Raw genomic sequence first — 249 nt, forward strand, 5'->3', positions numbered from 1 at the left:
CGTTTGGAAAGAACTGGAAGAAAAATTCGGTTTCAAAGTTCTGTACATCGACACCGACGGTCTGTACGCGACCATCCCGGGTGGTAAATCTGAAGAAATCAAAAAAAAAGCGCTGGAATTCGTTGACTACATCAACGCGAAACTGCCGGGTCTGCTGGAACTGGAATACGAAGGTTTCTACAAACGTGGTTTCTTCGTTACCAAAAAAAAATACGCGCTGATCGACGAAGAAGGTAAAATCATCACCCG

The 249-nt window shown here is 44.6% G+C and carries 1 protein-coding gene; it reads left to right on the forward strand.

Annotation, left to right across the window (positions count from 1 at the left end):
• On the forward strand, positions 1-249 hold a 249-nt coding region (locus SB719_RS21705; RefSeq protein WP_412159966.1), incomplete at both ends, for a DNA polymerase domain-containing protein.

Source organism: Pantoea sp. SIMBA_079 (assembly GCF_046940275.1).
Taxonomy (GTDB): Bacteria; Pseudomonadota; Gammaproteobacteria; order Enterobacterales; family Enterobacteriaceae; genus Pantoea; species Pantoea borealis.